Source organism: Pseudarthrobacter sp. NPDC059871, assembly GCF_042731175.1.
Classification (GTDB): Bacteria; Actinomycetota; Actinomycetes; order Actinomycetales; family Micrococcaceae; genus Arthrobacter.
In genome coordinates this window covers 111,292-129,759 of the sequence record NZ_JBHWJV010000010.1, presented here as the reverse complement: position 1 = coordinate 129,759, position 18,468 = coordinate 111,292, and the positions used below count along the sequence as shown (strand labels likewise).

Annotated in this window: 21 protein-coding genes and 1 tRNA gene; 13 read left to right on the top strand and 9 right to left on the bottom strand. The window is 67.4% G+C overall.

Annotation, left to right across the window (positions count from 1 at the left end; genetic code table 11):
- Window position 1: 1 nt before the first annotated feature.
- Window positions 2-493: a YajQ family cyclic di-GMP-binding protein gene (locus ACFV4R_RS14615; protein ID WP_056075583.1), complete on the bottom strand. Its 492-nt coding sequence runs from the start codon at window positions 491-493 to the stop codon at window positions 2-4.
- Between the two features lie 185 nt (window positions 494-678).
- Here ACFV4R_RS14615 and ACFV4R_RS14610 point away from each other — a divergent pair, with 185 nt between their 5' ends.
- From ACFV4R_RS14610 to ACFV4R_RS14600, 3 genes are all read left to right on the top strand, one after another.
- Complete coding sequence (locus ACFV4R_RS14610; RefSeq protein WP_377203108.1) at window positions 679-933, top strand: hypothetical protein; 255 nt, start codon at window positions 679-681, stop codon at window positions 931-933.
- 179 nt (window positions 934-1,112) lie between these two features.
- Window positions 1,113-1,194 (top strand) — tRNA-Tyr (locus ACFV4R_RS14605).
- Between the two features lie 198 nt (window positions 1,195-1,392).
- Window positions 1,393-1,818 carry a CBS domain-containing protein gene (locus ACFV4R_RS14600; RefSeq protein ID WP_045729515.1) on the top strand — a complete coding sequence of 142 codons (426 nt, stop codon included), beginning with the start codon at window positions 1,393-1,395 and terminating at the stop codon, window positions 1,816-1,818.
- Window positions 1,819-1,921: 103 nt separating this feature from the next.
- Here ACFV4R_RS14600 and ACFV4R_RS14595 read toward each other — a convergent pair whose 3' ends face one another.
- A complete protein-coding gene (locus tag ACFV4R_RS14595; protein WP_377203107.1) occupies window positions 1,922-2,929 on the bottom strand; it encodes a LysM peptidoglycan-binding domain-containing protein in 1,008 nt (335 codons plus the stop codon).
- Window positions 2,930-3,275: 346 nt separating this feature from the next.
- Window positions 3,276-4,010: a potassium channel family protein gene (locus tag ACFV4R_RS14590; RefSeq protein ID WP_377203106.1), complete on the bottom strand. Its 735-nt coding sequence runs from the start codon at window positions 4,008-4,010 to the stop codon at window positions 3,276-3,278.
- An 84-nt stretch (window positions 4,011-4,094) separates the two neighbouring features.
- Between ACFV4R_RS14590 and ACFV4R_RS14585 the strand changes: the two genes are divergently transcribed.
- Window positions 4,095-4,640, top strand: a complete 546-nt coding sequence (locus ACFV4R_RS14585; protein ID WP_377203105.1) for an acyl-CoA thioesterase — start codon at window positions 4,095-4,097, stop codon at window positions 4,638-4,640.
- Window positions 4,641-4,716: 76 nt separating this feature from the next.
- On the opposite strand, the gene ACFV4R_RS14580 is transcribed toward ACFV4R_RS14585, so the two are convergent.
- Both ACFV4R_RS14580 and ACFV4R_RS14575 read right to left on the bottom strand, forming a co-directional pair.
- A complete protein-coding gene (locus tag ACFV4R_RS14580) occupies window positions 4,717-5,529 on the bottom strand; it encodes an ABC transporter permease subunit (RefSeq protein ID WP_377203104.1) in 813 nt (270 codons plus the stop codon).
- Window positions 5,526-6,449, bottom strand: a complete 924-nt coding sequence (locus tag ACFV4R_RS14575) for an ABC transporter ATP-binding protein (protein ID WP_377203103.1) — start codon at window positions 6,447-6,449, stop codon at window positions 5,526-5,528. The genes ACFV4R_RS14580 and ACFV4R_RS14575 overlap by 4 nt, the downstream gene beginning before the upstream one ends.
- Window positions 6,450-6,596: 147 nt before the next feature.
- Between ACFV4R_RS14575 and ACFV4R_RS14570 the strand changes: the two genes are divergently transcribed.
- Window positions 6,597-7,019 (top strand): co-chaperone YbbN, encoded by a 423-nt coding sequence (locus ACFV4R_RS14570; protein ID WP_015937931.1) that lies wholly within the window; start codon window positions 6,597-6,599, stop codon window positions 7,017-7,019.
- A 65-nt stretch (window positions 7,020-7,084) separates the two neighbouring features.
- Here the strand turns inward: ACFV4R_RS14570 and ACFV4R_RS14565 are convergent, their stop codons facing one another.
- A complete protein-coding gene (locus ACFV4R_RS14565) occupies window positions 7,085-7,363 on the bottom strand; it encodes a putative quinol monooxygenase (RefSeq protein WP_377203102.1) in 279 nt (92 codons plus the stop codon).
- Between the two features lie 102 nt (window positions 7,364-7,465).
- On the opposite strand from ACFV4R_RS14565, the gene ACFV4R_RS14560 reads away from it, so the two are divergent.
- Window positions 7,466-9,142 (top strand): AMP-binding protein, encoded by a 1,677-nt coding sequence (locus ACFV4R_RS14560; protein WP_377203101.1) that lies wholly within the window; start codon window positions 7,466-7,468, stop codon window positions 9,140-9,142.
- A gap of 47 nt (window positions 9,143-9,189) precedes the next feature.
- On the opposite strand, the gene ACFV4R_RS14555 is transcribed toward ACFV4R_RS14560, so the two are convergent.
- Both ACFV4R_RS14555 and ACFV4R_RS14550 read right to left on the bottom strand, forming a co-directional pair.
- A complete protein-coding gene (locus ACFV4R_RS14555; RefSeq protein ID WP_377203100.1) occupies window positions 9,190-9,744 on the bottom strand; it encodes a hypothetical protein in 555 nt (184 codons plus the stop codon).
- Window positions 9,745-9,793: 49 nt separating this feature from the next.
- Window positions 9,794-10,804, bottom strand: coding sequence for a DNA-3-methyladenine glycosylase family protein (locus tag ACFV4R_RS14550; protein ID WP_377203099.1), 1,011 nt, complete (start codon window positions 10,802-10,804; stop codon window positions 9,794-9,796).
- 119 nt (window positions 10,805-10,923) lie between these two features.
- On the opposite strand from ACFV4R_RS14550, the gene ACFV4R_RS14545 reads away from it, so the two are divergent.
- Window positions 10,924-11,358: a VOC family protein gene (locus ACFV4R_RS14545; RefSeq protein WP_377203098.1), complete on the top strand. Its 435-nt coding sequence runs from the start codon at window positions 10,924-10,926 to the stop codon at window positions 11,356-11,358.
- 30 nt (window positions 11,359-11,388) lie between these two features.
- A complete protein-coding gene (locus ACFV4R_RS14540) occupies window positions 11,389-11,766 on the top strand; it encodes a DUF1304 family protein (RefSeq protein WP_377203097.1) in 378 nt (125 codons plus the stop codon).
- 39 nt (window positions 11,767-11,805) lie between these two features.
- On the opposite strand, the gene ACFV4R_RS14535 is transcribed toward ACFV4R_RS14540, so the two are convergent.
- Window positions 11,806-12,993, bottom strand: coding sequence for an SLC13 family permease (locus ACFV4R_RS14535; RefSeq protein ID WP_377203096.1), 1,188 nt, complete (start codon window positions 12,991-12,993; stop codon window positions 11,806-11,808).
- A gap of 59 nt (window positions 12,994-13,052) precedes the next feature.
- Between ACFV4R_RS14535 and ACFV4R_RS14530 the strand changes: the two genes are divergently transcribed.
- The 5 genes from ACFV4R_RS14530 (at window position 13,053) to ACFV4R_RS14510 (ending at window position 18,427) form a co-directional block, all read left to right on the top strand.
- Window positions 13,053-14,438, top strand: a complete 1,386-nt coding sequence (locus ACFV4R_RS14530; RefSeq protein ID WP_377203095.1) for a cystathionine beta-synthase — start codon at window positions 13,053-13,055, stop codon at window positions 14,436-14,438.
- Window positions 14,439-14,504: 66 nt separating this feature from the next.
- Window positions 14,505-15,668, top strand: coding sequence for a cystathionine gamma-synthase (locus tag ACFV4R_RS14525; protein WP_377203094.1), 1,164 nt, complete (start codon window positions 14,505-14,507; stop codon window positions 15,666-15,668).
- 51 nt (window positions 15,669-15,719) lie between these two features.
- Window positions 15,720-16,226: a winged helix-turn-helix transcriptional regulator gene (locus ACFV4R_RS14520; RefSeq protein ID WP_377203093.1), complete on the top strand. Its 507-nt coding sequence runs from the start codon at window positions 15,720-15,722 to the stop codon at window positions 16,224-16,226.
- On the top strand, window positions 16,223-17,620 hold the full coding sequence (locus tag ACFV4R_RS14515) for an MFS transporter (RefSeq protein ID WP_377203092.1): 1,398 nt from the start codon (window positions 16,223-16,225) through the stop codon (window positions 17,618-17,620). Before ACFV4R_RS14520 ends, ACFV4R_RS14515 begins: the two co-directional genes overlap by 4 nt.
- A 36-nt stretch (window positions 17,621-17,656) precedes the next feature.
- Complete coding sequence (locus tag ACFV4R_RS14510; RefSeq protein ID WP_377203091.1) at window positions 17,657-18,427, top strand: SDR family oxidoreductase; 771 nt, start codon at window positions 17,657-17,659, stop codon at window positions 18,425-18,427.
- The last annotated feature ends 41 nt before the right edge of the window (window positions 18,428-18,468 follow it).

Sequence of the window (18,468 nt, the reverse complement as noted above, 5' to 3'; positions counted from 1 at the left end):
GTCAGCTGCGGAAGTTCACGAACTGTAGGTCGGCTTCATCGAAGTCCTTCAGCAGCGCCATGGTGGCCTGAAGATCGTCGCGGGACTTGGACGTCACGCGCAGCTCGTCGCCCTGGATCTGGGACTTGACGGACTTGGGCGCTTCGTCGCGGATGATCTTGTTGATCTTCTTGGCGAGGTCCTGCGCGATGCCCTCCTTGATGGTGGACTCCAGGCGGAACTCCTTGCCCGAGGGGTAGGGCTCACCGGTGTCCAGGGACTTCAGCGAGATGCCGCGGCGGATCAGCTTGGACTGGAGGACATCCAGCACGGCAAGGACGCGCTCTTCCGAGTTGGCCTTCATGAGGATCTTTTCACCGCTGAAGTCCACCTCGGCCCCCACGCCCTTGAAGTCGTAGCGCTGGGCCAGTTCCTTCTGGGCCTGGTTCAGGGCGTTGGCCACTTCCTGCTTGTCCACTTTGCTTACGACGTCGAACGTTGACTCGCCTGCCATGACTCTCCTTATTCCGGCTGGAGCCCCGTCCGCGGACAGGGCACTATTCTCTGCATTCCAGACTAGTACGGTTGCTTCCCACCGGGGGGCCGAAGATTCACAGTTCCCTCTCAGCGGACACCCGGAGGGAACGAAGGCGGGGCGGGAACAGTTGTACGTGTTGGAAAGTCGCGAAGGGAACCGCCATGCACCGCAAAGCCGTCAGTTACGTCACCCGGACCACTTCGGCGGCCGCAGGAGCAGTGGCAACGGCAGCAACGTCCGTGGCGGCAGCCGCTGTTGCGGCGTCCATCGTCTTCAGTCCGGTGGCAGACGCATCCTCGCGCATGGCAGGAGTCAGTGAGGACCTTTTGCGGGCCGTGCAGCTGAACCAGATCACCGAGGAGCAGGCCATCAGGTTTGAGGCCAGGCTGGCCGGGAGGATCGCGGGCGAGGCCTGAAGCGCCCCCGTTTTCCGCGCCGTTCCGGGCTTTCCGGGGCGTCCGGCCACCCGATTCGATTCTTGGGCGGAAGTTCTGTAAAGTTGTCTTGCCCGCGGTTACAGGAAGCGGAACGGACCGGACTGGAAACAGAAAAGGGAAGTTTCTCAGACTGCAATCAGGGTCTTCTTATGAAGTTCGGCAGATTACCCGAGCGGCCAAAGGGGGCTGACTGTAAATCAGCTGGCAACGCCTACGGGGGTTCGAATCCCTCATCTGCCACCCAAGGAGAAGCCTCCGGAACCAACAGGTTCCGGAGGTTTTTTCGTTCCCCGGAACACCTTCTCCCGCGTCAGCTCCGGCCTGATCCGCCGTGTCAGACCGCCGTCGACATCCGTGTGGGACCGGGCGTAATCTGGCACCATCGGCGCACGTGCCCCGATGCCCTGCGTCGATATTCCATCGATGAAGGAGGATTCAATGAGTGCTGTACGCGAATTCATGACCACTGATGCGCGATGTATCAAGGAAAATGAGTCCCTCGTGGAAGCTGCCCGGACAATGCGTGACATGGACTGCGGCTCGCTGCCCATCTGTGGAGACGACGGCAAGCTGAAAGGCATGATCACCGACCGCGACATCGTGCTCAAGTGCGTCGCCGCCGGCCGGGACCCGGGGCAGGTGATGGCCCGCGAGCTCGCCTCCGGCACGCCGCACTGGATCGACGCCGACGCCAACGTGGATGCCGCCATCGACATGATGGAAAAGCACCAGATCCGCAGGCTCCCCGTGATCGCCGACCATAAACTAGTCGGCATCATCAGCCAGGGTGACATTGCCCGCAACTATTCTGAACACCGCGTAGGCGAACTGGTGGAACACATTTCGGAGCGCCACGGGGTGTAGCCGGCGCACCATGTCATGGCCTTGTCCGCGGATCCCTACCTTCAAGGTTCGGATCCGCGGACAAGCTTCTGAGAAACCGGGTTCGGGTGGGCCTGACGGTCCGTCAGTTGAGCGCGATCACCAGCATCTGGCTGGTCCCCGGAATGCAGGTCTGTAGGATGGCGCGGGGGAAGCCGCCGAAAACGGCGATGATGTCATTGGTGGTACCGGGGTTGGGGACCTGGCCCCGTCCCGTCACCTTGTACGTCCCGTAGCCGGGGATGCTCACCGTCTCGCCGACGCCGATCCCGGAGAACCGGGCCCAGCCGCCGCAGAAGTCGTGCTCGGTGATGAAGAGCGAGTAGCCGTCGTTCGGGGTGTAGTGGATGGGGCCGATGCAGGCATCCACCATTGACTGCCCGCCGGCGCCGGCAACATAGATGGTGCGTACGGCGGGGGCAGCCGGTGCAGCGGGTGCGGCCACGGGTGCGGGTGCCGGTGCAGCGGCGACGGGTGCCGGTGCTGCTGCAGGGATGGCCTCGGGAGCTGCCGCGGGCACAGCCACCGCGGGACCGGTCAACACGAGGACCTGCCCGGGGACGATGATGCTGTAGGTACCCAGCCCGTTGGCGGCCAGCATGGTGTCCATGTCGACGCCGTACCTGCCGGCAATGGCGCCGACGGTATCGCCCGCCACCACTGTGTACCGGTTGGAATCAGCTGCGGGTGCCGGTGCAGGTGCGGGTACTGGCTCAGGAGCCGGCGCGGGGACCGGATCGGGTGCCGCGGCGGCGGGTGCGGCGGCAGCCCCGGCCGGGGGTGCCGGCGCCGGATCCGCGGCAACCTGTTCGGTAGAAGCCGCCGGCGCGTCCCCGGCAGCGGCGGGTTGCGCTGCAGGTGCGGCATTGGCTACCTGGCCGGCCGTCGTCGTGCCTTGGTTCGGCGAACTGGTGATCGGGGTGGACGGGCCTGCCAAGGCTCCCACCCCCACGGCCGCCACTACTGCCGCAGTTGCCATCCCGGCCCAAAGCCTGTTGCTGATAGCCGGGCGGCCGGGCGTGATGGTGTCGCGGGGTTCGTCGGTGGCGAAGCTTCTGCTGCTGGGATCGGTAGTGACGTATGGCTGGTTCATGGTGGCCCATCCGGGTGCGCTCCCGCCGCCGGGCACAAAAAGCCGGCTTCGGCAGGAAGAATTAAGATCTGACGCGCCGTAGCTGCCCATAGCGGGGGCCGCGCGGTGCGTGCGATGAGGCCGGCCGCATACCCAGAAAATGCGGGGGGCTCCTTATGGCGGCGGAGGGCCCGGGGAGCAAACCCGGGGAACCGCCGGTGCGTGGTGCTGTCCTAGGAATCCCGAGTCTAGGAAGCCGGGGAACAGCCCGGCATCAGTAGGAATTACCCGACTTTTCCAGCCCGCTACTTGGCCGCCGCCGGCCCGCGTACTCAGGAACCGGCCGCCACATACCTGCGGGCACCGCTCAGAGGGTCCGGTTTTCCTTCAGCTCAGCGATCTCGCGGCGGAGTGCGGAGATCTCGGCCACCAGCTCCGCAACCTCGGCGCGGACGGGTTCCTCGACGGCCTCGGCCACTGACTCCGCCGTGTCCTCCACCCGCTGCACCAGCCACGAAGCAATCGACGCGGTGACCACGCCGAGTACCGCAATTCCGCTCATCATCAGCGCTGCCGCCACCATCCGGCCGATCGGGGTCACCGGGTAGAGGTCGCCGTAGCCCACGGTGGTGATGGTGGTGATGGCCCACCAGAGCGCGTCGCCGAAGGTGACAATCTTCGCGTCCGGTGCGGACTGCTCCACATCCAGGACGGCGAGCGCACCTACGAAGATGAGCATTCCTGCGGAACCGGCCACGTAAGTAACTACGCGTCCCCGCAAGGTCTCGCCCACGGTCCGGTGGAGCACGGACAGCAGCGTGACCAGCCGGAGCAGGCGCAGCGGCCGGAAGAACGGAAGGGCGACAATGAGGAGTTCGTGGAGGTTCCGGACGAACCAGTCCCACCGGCGGGGTGCCAGCCACAGGTTGGCCGCATAGTCGACGGCAAACACTATCCAGGTGGCCCACATGACCGCTTCCAGCCAGCTCGCGCCGCTGCCTTCAAGACGGCCGATCACCTGCCACGCGTACGCTGCCAGGAAGATGAGCGCAGTGCCCATCAGCGGCCATTCCGCCAGGTCCCGGTAGCGTTGGTGCGTCATGCTGGAAATCCTACGTGCACGGCCGGCGTGGGGGACCTCCTCACTGGCCTGCCCGGCAAAGTTACCAGCGGGTAACATCGAGTCATGCACCTTCTCCTGAGGACCCTGCTCCTGCTGTTCCGTTCAGCCCGCCGCCGTCCGCTCACCGTTTGGGACAGTGCTTCACTGCCGCTGCGGGTCCTGCCCACGGATATCGACATCGCCATGCACGTCAACAACGGCATGTACCTGTCCCTCATGGACCTGGGCAGGTTCGACCTGATGGTGCGCAGCGGCGTGTGGACGCGGATGAGGCGGCGTGGCTGGAGTCCCGTGGTGGCGGCTGAGACCATTGCCTTCCGGAAGTCGTTGCAGCTCTGGCAGCACTACAGCATCGAAACCCGCATCATCGGGCTGGACACCAAGGCCATCTTCTTCGAGCAGCGGATGGTGGCCGACGGCGAGATTTACGCGCGTGCCTATATCGCCACCCGGCTGGTGGGCAGGTCCGGTCCGGTCAGCCAGGAGGAGATCCTCCGCGAGTTCGGCCAGCCGCCCGCGGACCTGGTGCTGCCCGAGTGGATCCACGAATGGCGCGAATCCAGCCAGTTGCCCGGAAGCCGCACGCCGGCTCCGCACGCCTGGCCGTAACGCCGGCTCCGCACGCCTGGCCTAAATGCCTGGTCCCAGCGCCAGCCCGCAATGGGTTCTGAACCAACGGCGCCGGCTACGCGCCGACGTCGCGCTGCTCAAGGGCGACGGCGGCCAGCACCACCAGTGCCGCGGAGATGCCCCAGAGCCACCCGGCAGCAACCCAGTCGGCCCCATTGACCATGGGGGAGTTGCCGTAGGCCCAGTGGTAGGGGCTGACCCTGAGCAGCCACTCCACGTCCGGGCTTTGCCTGCCGACGGCGTTGAACACGTAGCCGAGCACCGCCACCGCCGCTCCTGCCGCGAGCCCGTAGGTGCGGCGTCCGGTCGCTGCGCCGACGAACAGTGCCGAGGTTCCCGTGAGCAGGCCAAGCCCGGCGAACAGCACCACGGCGCCGAAGAGGTTGGCGGGATCGATGTCCAGCTGCGAGGGGCCGTTCAGCAGGGCGACGATGACGAAGGCCAGGGCGGACAGCACCAGCACCCGCAACAGCAGCGCCAGTGCGCGTTCCAGGACTACCTGCACCCGCCGCACGCCGTGGGCCAGCGTCAGTTCAAGCTGTCCTGACTCCTCATCGCCGCCCACGGCAGCTGCGCCCCAGGCCACGGTGGCGATGCTCATGAGGAGGAAGCCGATCAGCCCGAACAAAGTTGCCTGCGTGTAGCCGGGGCCGGAAGCGATCTGATCGTAATTCAGGGCGCGGGTCATCTCCGCCGGCAGGGCGTTGATCATGTCCTGCATCTGGTCGCTGCCGCCGATGGAGGGGTACAGCGGGAGGTACAGGAACGCCGCCGCAGCGAGCCCGGCTGCCCAGGCCAGGGTGGAGCGCCACGAATCGAAGAAGGCCCGCCGAAAGAGCGGAAGCCTGGTACCCGCGGGATGGCTCACCGGCTTTCCTTCCGTGGTGTGGCGTACATCTTCAGCACGGACTCCTCAAGGTCGGGCTCCTCCAGCACAAGGTCGGTCAGCTCAAGCCGTCCCAGCGCATGGAGCAGCGGCTGGATGGCGCCCTCGAGGACCGCGGACAGGGTGACCCCGCCGTTGGACTCCAGCACCTCGATGTTCCCGATGCCTGGCACGGCCGTGAGCAGCGCTACGGCGTCGGGCGCCGCTGTGTGGGAGGCCGTGAAGCGGAGGTGCCGCACTGCGCTCTCCCGCAGCCCCGTGACGGATTCGACGGCGATGATGCGGCCGTCGCGGAGGATGGCCACCGTGTCAGCGGTCTGCTGGATCTCGCTGAGGACGTGGGAGCTGAGGAACACGGTCTGCCCGTTGTGGCGGGCCTCGCGCAGCATGGCGTGGAACTCCTGCTGGATCAGGGGGTCCAGCCCGCTGGTGGGTTCGTCCAGCACCAGCAGTTCCGGCTGGTGCATGAAGGCCTGCACCAGGCCGAGTTTTTGCTTGTTGCCCTTGGACAGCTTGCGGGTGTGCCGGTCCAGGTCGAGGTCCAGCCGCTCCGCGAGTTCATCAATCCTGCCGGGCGGCACCGGTCCGCTGACCGCTTCATAGTGGGCCAGCAGCTTCCGCCCCGTCACCCGGCCTTCGAGGAAGAGCTCGCCGGGGAGGTAGCCGATGCGGCGGCGCAGGTCCGGCCCGCCCGCCCGGGGGTCCTGGCCCAGGACCCGCACCTCACCGCCGTTGGGGCGGATGATGTCCAGGAGGCAGCGCATGGTGGTGGTCTTGCCCGCGCCGTTGGGGCCGATCACACCGAAAACACTGCCGGCCTGCACCTCAAAGTCGACGCCGTGCAGGACTTCGCGGCGGCCAAAGCTCTTGGTCAGGGAATGCGCGGAGACCGCGATGTCCATGCTGCCCTCCCGGGTGCCGCTGCGGGGCTGATGACCACAGGGTAAGCCCCCGGAGCGGCGGTGTACATGTGCAGGGCCGGGTTATTCCCGATGACGCGTGCAGCGAACAGCCACGCACCGCGGCGGCATCCCGCGTACCGTTATTCCATGGCAACCCTTGACATCACAGGTGAACAGTTCGCATCGACGATCGAAGGCAACGACATTGTCCTGGTCGACTTCTGGGCAGAATGGTGCGGTCCGTGCAAGCAGTTCGGGCCCACGTACTCGGCAGTTTCCGAGAAACACCCGGACGTCCTCTTCACCAAGGTGGACACCGAAGCCGAGCAGCAGCTCGCCGCGGAGGCAGGCATTTCCTCCATCCCCACCCTGATGGCCTTCCGCGAAAAGGTGCTGGTGTTCTCCCAGCCCGGCGCGCTGAACGCCCAGCAGCTGGAACAGGTGGTGGACGCCGTGAAGGCCCTGGACATGGAGGAAGTCCACGCCCACGTGGCCAAGCAGCGTGAAGAGGCTTCAGCCGCGGCCAAGCCCTCAGGTCCCCAGGACGGCTCGCAGATCCCGGACCTGTAAAAAATCCTTAAACGAAGAGCGGGACCTCCCCAGGGAGGTCCCGCTCTTTTGGTTTCAAGGGCCCGCTAGAGGCGTTCCACCGTGGCGGGCTCGGCCAGCAGGGCGCTCAGCGATTCGTTGAGGTCCTGCACCGCGGTCCCCTTCGAATGCTTGGCCAGGTCCTCCTCGGAGGCCCACTGTTCGGTCAGGACCAGCTTTTCCTCCGTGGCTTCCGTCAGTTCGTAACGGATGCAGCCAGGCTCGTTCACCACCTCGTCGATGGCGATTTCCAGGGCCAGCTTCACGCGGAAGAACTCGCCCTCGTTGGGGATGAACGTTGCCTGCAGGTCGATCGGTGCACTCATGGATTTCACAATACCGGGCGCCGGCGCCGCTTCCCGCCGTGTTGCGGCGGACATGCGACAGGGATGCTGTCATTGCCGCCTCCCTGTTGGTAGCGTGCCTGCATGCGTGCATACACAGCCGGGGACACTGACGTTCCGCTGCTCGAGGAGACCATTGGTGCGAACTTCGAGCGGGTGGCCGCCAGGTTCCCGTACCACGACGCCCTGATCGAGGCGGCGCCGGTGCCCGGCGCCGACGCGCGCCGCTGGAGCTACAGCAAGATGAACGACGACGTCGACCGGCTGGCCCGCGCGCTCCTCACCCTGGGCGTGGCCAAGGGGGAGCGGGTGGGCATCTGGAGCCCCAATTGCGCCGAGTGGACGCTGCTGCAGTACGCCACCGCAAAGGTGGGAGCCATCCTGGTCAACGTGAACCCCGCGTACCGCAGCCACGAGCTTGAATTCGTGGTGAAGCAGAACGGGATGCGGACCCTCGTGACCGCGCCGTCGGACACCAACAGCGATTACGTGGGCATGGCGCGGCAGGCGCTCGCCGTCTGCCCGGAGCTGCGGGAACTGGTGTTCCTGCCGGTTCCGGGCGGGGACGTGGACGACGCCGTGTCCCCGCTCAGCGACGCGGAGCAGACGTACGCAGAGCTGCTCAAGCGGGCTGACGCCGTCGGGCACTCCGCCCTGAAGGCGCGTATGGCGGAACTGGATCCGCACGATCCCATCAACCTGCAGTACACGTCCGGCACCACGGGTTTCCCCAAGGGCGCCACCCTCACGCACCACAACATCCTGAACAACGGCTTCGCTATCGGGGAACTGCTGGGCTACACCGAGCACGACCGTGTGGTGATCCCGGTGCCGTTCTACCACTGCTTCGGGATGGTGATCGGCAACCTCAACGCCCTGAGCCACGGCGCCGCCACCATCATCCCCGGCCGCGGGTTCTCGCCGGCCGCGGCGCTGGAGGCGGTTCAGGATTTCGGCGGCACGTCCCTGTACGGGGTGCCCACCATGTTCATCGCCGAGCTCGCCCTGCCGGACTTCGCCTCGTACGACCTCTCCACGCTGCGCACCGGGGTGATGGCCGGGTCGCTGTGCCCCATCGAGGTGATGAACCACGTCATCGCGGACATGAACATGACGGACGTGGCCATCTGCTACGGCATGACCGAGACGTCGCCGGTGTCCACCATGACGCGCAAGGGTGACACCCTGCAGCACCGGACCGAAACGGTGGGCCGGACCATGCCGCACCTGGAGAGCAAGATCGTGGACCCCGCGTCCGGCGCCGTGGTGGAGCACGGGGAGATAGGCGAACTCTGCACGCGCGGCTACGCGGTGATGGAAGGGTACTGGAACCAGCCGGACAGGACCGCGGAGGCCATCGACGCCGAGGGCTGGATGCACACCGGAGACCTCGCGCGGATGGACGCCGACGGCTACGTGCTGGTGGAGGGCCGGATCAAGGACATGGTGATCCGCGGCGGGGAGAACATCTACCCCCGTGAAATCGAGGAGTTCCTCTACACCCACCCGGCGGTCCAGGACGTCCAGGTGATCGGGGTGCCGGACGACAAGTACGGTGAGGAACTGATGGCCTGCATCATCCTCAAGCCCGGCGCCGAACGGCTGGACGCTGCGGCCGTGGCCGACTTCTGCCGCGGGCAGCTGGCCCACTACAAGGTACCCCGCTACGTCGAGATCCGCGGCAGCTTTCCCATGACGGTCTCGGGGAAGATCCGCAAGGTGGAGATGCGGCAGGAAGCGGTGGCCCGGCTGGGCCTGTAACCTTTCCTTCGTTCCTGCGGCGCAGCCCTGCCGTTGCCTGAGGCGACCTACCTGGTCCGGCGGCCGCCTCGGCGGGAGGCCCGCGCGGCGGCAAACGCCAGGACGCCGGCGGCGGCGAGCGCGGCTGCCACGAGCAGCGGACGGAGGCCGGCGGCGCTCCGTTCCGTGCTGTGGGCGGGACGCCCGCCCGGCGGTGGGGCGGGTTCAGCCGCGGTCACCTCGTCCGGCGACAGCTTCCATTCGGACGCGGCGGGGAGGATACCCGGGGGCAGCTTTTCGTTCCGCAGTTCCCGCCGCAGTTCAAGCTGTTCCCTCACCTCCTCGGTGGGGGCGGGCACGACATGATCGGCGGCCAGCGCGGAGGGGAGGTCCACGATATACGGCTTCCCGTAGAACGCGGCGGACGCCACCGAGTCCAGCCAGGTGGCCGGCGGGGACTGGACGCCGCGGCGGGCAAATTCTGCCCGGAGCATCTCCTTGATCTCCTCCAGATCGTTGCCCTCCGCATCCCGGGTGACATTGAAGATGGCCAGTTGAAGCTGGACATGGCTGTCCTCTTCGGGCTCGTTGGTACCGGGGGTCGCATTCGTTGCCGCATCCATCCGGAAACCTTACCCACCTGCGGGCCGCCTTACGCGTTCAGTCCGGTGGCTAGTGCCCGCGGTGGTCCTGGATGGTCATCCGGGGGCCAAAGGTCGGCTTGCGGAAGCCGGTGCTTTGGATCATCCGTACTACCCGCTGCCGCTGCCCGTTCCAGGGCTCGAGCAGGCGGAGCATCCCGGCGTCATCGGTCCGGCGTCCGGTCAGGGCCGCCCCCACATAGGCCGCGAGGTGGTAGTCACCCACGGCGATGGAATCCGGGCAGCCGTGTGTCCGTTGCACTACTTCAGCCGCCGTCCAGATTCCGATGCCCGGGATGGTCTGCATCTTCATCCCGGCCTCGGCCGCCGGCAGCCCGGCCAGCCGTTCAAGCGCGACTGCGGAGCGCAGGGCCCGCATGACCGTGGCCGAACGCTGGGGTCCCACGCCCGCCTTGTGCCACTCCCAGCTGGGAACCTGCAGCCACTGCGTGGCCGTGGGCGGAACCAGCAGACCCTTGGGTGTTGACGTGCCGGCCGGCGGGGCAGGCGTTCCGTACCGCTGCACCAGGTACCGGTACCCCCGCCGGGCCTCGATGACAGTGACCTTCTGCTCCAGGATGATGGGCACCAGCTGGTCCACCATCCGGCCGCTGGCCGGGAGCCGCAGCGCGTGGCTCCGCCGCCGGGCTTCGCGGACCATCCGGGGCAGCGTGGCGTGGAATTCCGGTTCATCGAAACCGGACCAGTCGTCATCTGCGCCCATCAGCCGCGGAGCAGCCCGTGCCGCCAGTTCGGCGCCCGGTCCCCACGCCTGGACGTCCACCCGGGCAGGGACCCGGGGGACGTCGTCGTGCGCTCCGGCAGCAGTACCTCCCACCGGGCTGAGCCGCAGCGTGGCCGGACCGTCCGGCGTCGTGAACGCGTTCCAGATGACATCTCCCTGGACGCTGAAGGACGGGTCGCTGTGGCCGCGCAGCAGCGGCCCAAGGGTGCGGGCCAGGCTGTAGGAGCCCTCCGGGTACCAGCACAGGGACACGTCCGCGCCGGCGGCAAGCCGGGGAGGTGCTGCTGCGATGGTCATGCCTTAATCGTCCCACGGCCCTGCGACATGGCGGGCCCTTATCAGCGGAGACGGGCGGGACTAAAATCCAGCGTGAGGCGCGGAGACGCCGCGCCCGGCCGGGAAGGCAGGAAAACGCCATGGGCGGAGTAGTGCATTTCGAAATCCCCGCGGACGACCGCGGACGGGCAGCAGAGTTCTACCGGCAGGCCCTGGGCTGGACCCTGGAACCGGTGCCGGGAATGGATTACTACACCAACGTGACCACCACGCCGATGGATTCCTCGGGCCGGCCCACGGAACCCGGAGCGATCAATGGCGGCATGATGGACCGGGAGGCGGACCTGGCCTCGCCCGTCATCACCGTGGACGTACCGGATATCGATGCCACCCTCAAGGCCGTCGAATCGCTGGGTGGAGCGGTGGTGCGGGCCAAAGAAACCATCCCGGGCATGGGCCACTTCGCCTATTTCAAGGACACCGAAGGCAACGTGCTGGGGCTGTGGGAGAACCTTCCCGCCAATGAAGCCGGCGAACCCGGCGGGGCCGGCCAGGCAACGGCGGACGGCACCTAGCAGCCCGCCGCCGAGTCAGGAGGGCTCCGTATGAGCACACTGATCCAGGTGCTGGCAATTATCACGGGGCTGACCCTCGTTTCGGTGGGCCTGCTGGAAGCCTTCGCGTACAAAAATCCGCGGCTCTACCCAATCTTCCTGATCAAGCCTGAAGACACCGGAGCGGTTCGGCTGTGGACGGTAAACGTAGGGTTCTACAACATTGTGTGGGGCCTGTTCGGGATTGCCGGGGTGATCATTGCCAACTCCGGGGACGTCGCGACAGGCCGGACCATCGTGGCCATGATGTGCATCGCCCATGCAATCCTCGGTGCTGTTCTGGTCATCAGTGAACCAAGGCTCTGGCTTAGCGGGATCGGGCAGGCCATTCTGCCCGCCATCATTCTCTGGCAGATGTTTGCCGCCTGACCGTCGCCCATGCAGTCACTGTGCGGGGCAACGGACGAATTAGTGCATCCCTGAGACGGACCACAGTGCCAGGACGGCAAGGGGGACCGTCAGCAGCACCGCCACGAGCCCGGCCAGCGCGAAGCCGCCCCACCTGACGGGGACGTTCAGTACGCGGAGCCGCTCGTGCCACAGCAGCGTGGCCAGGGATGCCCATGGGCTGACCAGCGGCCCAAGGTTAACCCCGATCAGGAGCGCGGCCAGCCGGGCGGGGGAGTCCGCCACGGGTTCCAGGGCGAGGTAGGCCGGCAGGTTGTTGGCCACGTTCGCCGCGCCCGCCCCCACCCCGGCCAACTGGAGCAGGGCGGGCAAGTCCTCGCCGGAACCTGCAACGCCGTCGAGCAGGGCGGTCAGGCCGTTGGCATGCAGGGCTTCCATCAGCATGAACAGCCCTGCTGTCAGCATCAGGGGCCGCCACGGCACCATGGACCACTTCAAGGCCGCCGGCCGGCGCCAGACGAACACAGCTGTCAGGAAAGCCGCTGCGGCAAGGGCGGGGTACTGGACCGGGAGGCCGGATACCAGGGCCGGCAGCAGGACCAGCAGCGTGGCCGCGGCTATCGCCAGCAGGGGCCTGTCCCGGGCCGGGCGGACGGGCCGTGGCCGGTATTGCCCGCGGAGGTCGCGCCGGAACGCCAGCCACAGCAGGACGAGGGGGACCAGCAAACCCACTACTGCCGGTGCCCACACCAGCCCGGCAAACTGAACCGGGCTCAGCCCCAGCCGCTCCTGGGCCAGCAGGTTGGTCAGGTTGGACACGGGCAGCAGCAGCGAGGCCGTATTGGCCAGCCAGATGCTGGTCAGGGCGAATGGCAGCGGCGGAATTCCGGCGTGCATGGCAAGGAGGACCACCACCGGCGTCACCAGTACCGCGGTGGTGTCCAGGGACAGGAATACCGTGGACACGGTGGCCAGCGCGATCACCAGCAGCCACAGGGTAAACACCCGGCCCCGGCCCAGGGCTGCGAGCCTTCCCGTCACGGCCCGGAAGAGGCCGGCCTCGTCCACCAGTTCGGTGACCAGGGACATGGCCAGGACAAAGCCCAGGATAGGCACCGTCCGTCCGGCCAGTTCATTGAACGCCGGAAGAGGAAGGATGCCGGTGGCCAGGGCTGCCAGGCCTGCCGCAAGCGCGGCACCGGGCAGCAGGTAACTGCGGGCAGCCTTGGCCCATGCGAACTGCTTCACCGACTTATCGTCGCACCCCGGGCCGGGTGGCGCGTGCAGGAAGCGGTAGCTTTATACCTATGAAGTACGCCCAGTCCATCCTGGACCTCATCGGCAATACCCCGCTCATCAAACTCAACCACGTGACAGAGGGCATCAGGGCCACCGTCCTGGTGAAAGTTGAGTACCTGAACCCCGGCGGGTCCATCAAAGACCGCATCGCGGCGCAGATGGTTGAGGACGCCGAACGGGAAGGCAAGCTGCAGCCCGGCGGCACCATCATCGAACCCACCTCCGGCAACACCGGAGTGGGCCTGGCACTTGTGGCACAGCAAAAGGGCTACAAGTGCATCTTCGTCGTCCCGGACAAGGTGGGCGAGGACAAACGGGCGGTCCTGCAGGCGTACGGCGCCGAGGTTGTGGTCACGCCCACCGCCGTGCCCCCGGACAGCCCGCAGAGCTACTATGGCGTCTCGGACCGGCTGGTCAGGGAAACGCCGGGCGCCTACAAGCCGGACCAGTTCTCCAACCCGGCCGCGCCGGGCAGCCACTACAAGACCACCGGTCCGGAGATCTGGCAGGACACCGACGGCAAGGTCACCCATGTGGTCATCGGGGCGGGCACCGGCGGCACCATCACGGGCACCGGACGCTACCTCAAGGAGGTTTCGGCGGACCGTCCCGAGTCCGACGGCGGCGTGGTCCGGATCATCGGGGCGGATCCCTCGGGTTCGGTCTACTCGGGCGGTACCGGCCGGCCGTACTTCGTCGAGGGCGTGGGCGAGGACATGTGGCCGGCGAACTATGACAAGTCCGTCCCGGACCAGGTCATCGCCGTCACCGACGCAGACTCCTTCGCCATGACCCGTCGGCTGGCCCGCGAAGAGGGACTGCTGGTGGGCGGCTCGTCGGGGATGGCCGTGGTGGCGGCCCTGCAGGCGGCGAAGGACCTCCCCGAATCAGCCGTCGTCGTCGTGATCCTGCCCGACTCCGGGCGCGGCTACCTCGCCAAGATCTTCAACGACCAGTGGATGCGCTCCTACGGCTTCCTGTCCGGCGGCGAGGAAACCTCCGTGGGCGAGGTCATCAAGTCCAAGAACGGTGAACTGCCTGACCTGGTGCACATCCACCCCAACGAGTCGGTCCGCGACGTCATCAACATCATGAACGAGTTCGGCGTCAGCCACATCCCGGTGCTCTCCCAGGAACCCCCGGTGGTGATGGGCGAGGTCCTCGGTGCCGTGGACGAACGCACCCTGACGGCCAAGCTCTTCCGCGGCGAAGCCAAACTGACGGACAAGATCGCCGAACACATGGGCCCCAAGCTGCCCGTCATCGGATCGCTGGAAAGCATCTCGGCGGCCCGCGAGCTGCTCTCCGACGTGGACACCGTGATGGTCACGTTCGTGGGCGCCCCCATCGGCATCCTCACCCGGCACGACCTTCTGGCGTACCTCAGCAACTGATACCCGGTGGATGAGCTTGCCGAAACACGTTTTCGGCACGCTCAACCACCGTTCGAAAGGAGCACCATGTCCCTGCAGGAAAACCAAGGATTCAACACCCGCGCCGTGCACGCCGGCCAAGCCTTCGAGCCCCGCACCGGCGCCGTTGTTCCGCCGCTGCACTTCAGCTCCACGTACGCGCAGGACGGCATCGGCAACCTTCGCAGCGGCTACGAGTACGGCCGCGGCGGCAACCCCACCCGCGACGCCCTGCAGGAACAGCTGGCCGCACTGGAGCTGGGAACCCACGCCTACAGCTTCAGCTCAGGCCTGGCCGCTGAGGACGCCCTGATCCGGGCCCTCACCCGGCCAGGCGACCACATCGTCCTTGGCAACGATGCCTACGGCGGCACGTACCGGCTGATCAGCCGTGTGCTGGGCGACTGGGGAATCGGCAACACCCCCGTGGACATGGCCAACCTGGACACCGTCCGCAGCGCCGTCGCCGCGAACAAGACCCGCTTCGTGTGGGTGGAAACCCCGTCCAACCCCCTGATGAAGATCACGGACATCGCCGCGCTCGCGGACATTGCGCACGACGCCGGTGCCCTCCTGGTGGTCGACAACACCTTCGCGTCTCCCTACCTGCAGAACCCGCTCGCCCTGGGCGCCGACGTCGTGGTCCACTCCACCACGAAGTACATCGGCGGCCACTCCGACGTGGTGGGCGGCGCCGTCGTGGTCAAGGACGCGGAACTGGCGGAAAAGATCGGCTTCGTGCAGTTCGCCGTCGGTGCCGTGTCCGGGCCGATGGACGCGTTCCTCACCACCCGCGGCCTGAAGACCCTGGGCGTGCGGATGGACCGGCACAGCGAGAACGGCCAGGCCGTGGCCGAATGGCTGCTGGAACGCCCCGAGGTGGAAGCGGTCCTGTACCCGGGCCTGCCGTCGCACCCCGGCCACGAGCTGGCCAGCAAGCAGATGCGGAGCTTCGGCGGCATGGTATCCGTGCAGTTCAAGGGTGGCGAGGCGGCTGCCCGGAAGGTGGCCGAATCCACCTCGGTGTTCACCCTGGCCGAGTCCCTGGGCGGCATCGAATCGTTGATGAACTACCCGTCCGAAATGACCCACGCTTCGGTCAAGGGCACCGAGCTTGCCGTGCCGGTGAACCTGCTGCGGCTTTCCTGCGGCATCGAGGACAAAGAGGACCTGGTGGCCGACCTGGAGCAGGCCTTCTCCGCAATCCCCTGAAGCACGCACAGGGTCTGGCTTTCTTGAAAGAAGTCAGCTAGGGTTTCCGGCATGCCACTTCGATCCGACTGGTCCCGCCGAAACTGCAGCATGGCCCGCGGCCTGAACGTCCTGGGGGACCCCTGGACCATCCTGGTCCTCCGCGAGGTCTTCTTCGGCAACGGCCGCTTCGACGCCATGAAGGCCCGCCTGGAGGCGGCGGACTCGGTGCTCACCAAGCGCCTTGCGGGTTTGGTCGACGCCGGGCTGCTGGCGAAGCAGGCCTACGACGACGGCGGCCGCACCCGCCAGGAGTACGTCCTCACCGCAAAAGGCGAGGACGTACTCCCGGTCCTGAATGCCGTGACGATCTGGTCGGAGAAGCACCTGCCGGCGCCATCGGAAAAGGCCCACATGTTCGTTATCCATTCGGACTGCGGGCAGCGCACCACGTCCGCCGATACCTGCACCTCCTGCGGCCAGCAGCTCACCGCCGCCAACACCAGCTGGCACAGCCAGACACGGTCCGACACGCCCCTGGCCCTTGCCACCGCCAGCCACAACGGAACCGCAGCATGAGCACCCTGCCCGACGAAGCGGCCGTCCCCGACGAGCGGGCGGCTGACGCCCCGGAACGCCCCAACCACGCGGAGCAGGCGCGTCCTCCCCGCCGGCTGCACCCCGCCTGGATCGTGGCGGCCGTGGCCTTCCTCGCGCTGGTGGGCGCAGCAGGCTTCCGGGCAGCCCCGGGCGTCCTCATGGTCCCGCTGCAGCAGGAATTCGGCTGGAGTACCACCGTCCTGTCCGCGGCGGTCAGCATCAACCTGGTCCTGTTCGGCCTGACGGCACCGTTCGCCGCGGCCCTGATGGAACGCTTCGGCGTCAGGGAGGTGACTGCCACGGCACTCGTGCTGATCGGCATGGGCAGCGCCCTCACCGTCCTGGTGAACCAGTCCTGGCAGATCCTGCTGACCTGGGGCCTGCTGATCGGCCTGGGCACCGGCTCCATGGCACTGGTCTTCGCCGCCACCATCGCCAACACCTGGTTCACCAGGAGCCGCGGACTGGTGATCGGCATCCTGACGGCCGGCAGCGCCGCGGGCCAGCTGGTCTTCCTGCCCTTCATCGCCATGCTCGCGCAGGACCCGGGCTGGCGGCAGGCCTCGCTGCTGATCGCCGCAGGGGCCCTGGCCGTGGTCCCGCTGGTGCTGAAGTTCCTCAAGAACTCGCCTGCTGAAGCCGGCGTCCTGCCCTACGGCGCCGAACCTTCAGCAGTGCCGGCACAGGCAGGAATTCCGGCCCGGCCTGCCGCCGACGCCGGTCCGCGCGCCAACGCTGCCGTCCGGGCCCTGCAGGTGCTCCGCCGGGCCAGCAAGGTGCGCACGTTCTGGGCCTTGGCCGCCGGCTTCGCGATCTGCGGCGCCACCACAAACGGCCTGATCGGCACCCACTTCATCCCTTCTGCGCACGACCACGGCATGCCGGAAACCACTGCCGCGGGGCTGCTGGCCGTCGTCGGGATCTTCGACATCCTCGGAACCATTGCCTCCGGGTGGCTCACGGACCGGTTCAACCCGCGCATCCTGCTGGCCGTCTACTACCAGTTCCGCGGCATCGGCCTGCTGGTGCTGCCGCTGCAGCTCAGCGCCGAGGTCCAGCCCAGCATGATCGTGTTCGTGGTGATCTATGGCCTGGACTGGGTGGCCACCGTGCCGCCGACGGCCGCCATCTGCCGCGAAACCTTCGGTGCGGACGGCAGCGTGGTGTTCGGCTGGGTGTTCGCCGCGCACCAGCTGGGGGCCGCCGCCGCAGCGCTGGCCGCAGGTGCGCTCCGGGACGCCACCGGGCACTACACCTACGCGTGGCTGGGTGCCGCTGCCATGTGCACCATCGCCGCCGTCATCAGCGCCACCATCCGGAAGCACCGCGGCGCCGGGAAAGCGCAGGCCGGGGCGGAGCACGCAGCGGCATGAACGGGGTCCCTGCCCGGCGCGGCTAGGCTGGGACCCATGGAATCCACGGCTCCGGTCCCTGCCCGCAACGTAGCCCTGGTGACGGGCGCCGGCCGGCTGGCCGGCATCGGCGCCGGAATCGCGCGCCAGCTCGCGGCCGACGGCTGGGACCTGGTGCTGGCAGGCTGGGAAAACTACGACGGCCGGATGCCGTGGGGGAGTGATCCCGAAGATGAAGTCCGGCTGACCGCTGAGCTCGAAGCCATTGGCGCCCAAGTCCACGTCCTGTCAGCGGACCTGCAGGATCCGGCAGTGCCGGAGCGCCTGGTTGCGGAGGCCGTGGAGCTCGCCGGCCCCCTGCAGGGCCTCGTGCTCAGCCACGCCGAATCCGTGGACTCCGGCATCCTCGATACCAGCCTCGAATCCTTCGAACGGCACTTCGCCGTCAACACCCGGGCCAGCTGGCAGCTGATCGCCGCGTTCGCACGGCAGGCAACAGACGACGGCGGCGCGATCGTTGCGCTGACCAGCGACCACACAGCCTTCAACCTTCCCTACGGCGCGTCCAAGGGGGCGCTGGACCGGATAGTGATCGCCGCTGCACGCGAACTGGGACCCCTCGGCATTTCCGCGAACGTCCTCAATCCCGGCCCGGTGGACACCGGCTGGATGTCCGACGAGGTGCGGGAGTCAGTGGTGGCCCGGCAGCCCACGGGACGCTTGGGAACCCCTGCTGACGTGGCCGGGACCGTGGCGTTCCTGCTGTCGCCGGCGGGCCGCTGGGTGTCCGGCCAGCTGATCAAGGCCGACGGCGGCTTCTCGGCGTAGGTGCATCCCGCCCGGCCCGCCGTTTCCTTTCCCGACTCCCC